The sequence below is a fragment of the Mucilaginibacter sp. P4_G9 genome (assembly GCF_056400985.1).
The window spans coordinates 1-1,673 of the sequence record NZ_JBFUKF010000682.1 but is presented as its reverse complement, the minus strand read 5'-3'; the positions used below and the strand labels follow the sequence as shown (position 1 = coordinate 1,673).

Sequence of the window (1,673 nt, the reverse complement as noted above, 5' to 3'; positions counted from 1 at the left end):
AGCCACGCTTACGCCTGATGTTAAGGATTTCCTTACATTTTTTGCACCTGTAAACCAGGCGCGGGTTATTACTCACAATTTGCATTATTTTATAAGGGTATCTGTATGAAACAAATTTACAATAAATGTTCAAACAGTTAAAAAGAGCAGAGTAGATTTTATAAGATAAATTTATTCGGTTTTCATTTTTTCGGCGGCCGCTTTGTTGTATTCATAGTCGCCACCTAATAGGTAACCCCATGGCTTGAGGCTCTCTATCCTGTCAAAAATGATCTTAAAAATAGCTATCACGGGGATAGAAAGGAACATGCCTGAAAGTCCCCAGATCATTTCGCCCAGCACAATGCCAATGAAAGAGATAAGGGCGTTAAGCCTCACTTTTGAGCCTACAATGGTTGGCAATAAAAAGTTAGCATCAACGGCGTGAATAGATATTATGCTTACTACAACTGTAATTGTTTTAGCAATATTGCCGGTAGCAAAGGTAATAATGGCGCTAAGCAATAAAGCGGTAAAGATGCCTATGTATGGTATGATGTTAAATAAGCCCACAATAATACCCAGCAAAACGGCATATTTTATCCCAATCCACCAAAAAATAGTAATTGCCACGCTGGCCACTATCACCATCTCGAGCAGTAAGCCCAGGATATATTGCCTTAAAATGGATTGAATGTTCTCTACAATATCCATCACCACGTGTGAGTTTTCATCTCTGAAAACCCAAATGATAAAACGCAGCAGCAAACGCCTGTAAAGCAATATAAAAAAGGTGAAGATCATGATGAATACATAAAATATCATGAGTGATGATATAGCCCCAAATGTTGTACCCACCACATCGGTACCCGATTCCATGATCTTTTTAGAAGCATCGTTAACATATTTTAGTTGCCTGCTGGCGTTAATATGGAAAGCCGATTGCACCCATTCCTGCAGGTCGTGCAGGGATTGTGTAACCTGGTTTTTAAGCATTGGCCAGTCGTTGGCCAGGTTTGRGATCTGGGAGCCTACCAGGTATAATATTCCACTTACCAGGCCAACCATTAAAAGTATTGATACCAGGGACGACATACTGCGTGGCAACCGTAGTTTTTTCTCTAAAAAGCTGGAAATCGGCAATAATAAAATAGCAAATATGAAACCGAAAATGAGTGGATCAAGAATATCTTTACCCACAATGATGAGGTATCCGAGAGCCAAAAAGCCTATTAAGGTAAGTGCAAGGCGTTCGTAAAAGGGGGCTATCAGTTTTTTTGCCGGCATACAGTAGTGGTTAAATCTGTTTTTTTGAAATGGGTAACGGATATTTAAATCAGATGTTTGAAGATATAAAAAATATTGATCAACTAAATTTATCCTTTTACTTTGTAAGGGAATGTTGTAAACCGCACCAGCTTTTTGGAAGTAAAACTTACTTCACAGATATAGTATGTAAAAATGCCGGTCAACTTTAATTAATTTTTCAACCGCGGCTTATTGTCAAAATTGGCAAATGTTTTGCTTTAGTTAAGATATCTACTAAAAAACTAATATTATGGCAAAGTATTCAGAAAAAGCAGGGGAAAAAGTTGAAAAGACCATGCATGAAATGAAAGAAGGGAAGCTTAAAAGCGGCAGTGGTAAAAAAGTAACCAGCAAAAAACAAGCTATAGCGATAGGCTTATCTGAGG

The 1,673-nt window shown here is 38.0% G+C and carries 2 protein-coding genes; one reads left to right on the top strand and one right to left on the bottom strand.

Features of this window, described 5'->3' with window-relative positions:
- Positions 1 to 171: 171 nt before the first annotated feature.
- On the bottom strand, positions 172 to 1,266 hold the full coding sequence (locus AC1DPZ_RS26695) for an AI-2E family transporter (RefSeq protein ID WP_477409208.1): 1,095 nt from the start codon (positions 1,264 to 1,266) through the stop codon (positions 172 to 174).
- Between the two features lie 271 nt (positions 1,267 to 1,537).
- On the opposite strand from AC1DPZ_RS26695, the gene AC1DPZ_RS26690 reads away from it, so the two are divergent.
- A partial coding sequence (locus AC1DPZ_RS26690; protein WP_477409210.1) for a DUF6496 domain-containing protein occupies positions 1,538 to 1,673 on the top strand: 136 nt, incomplete at its 3' end.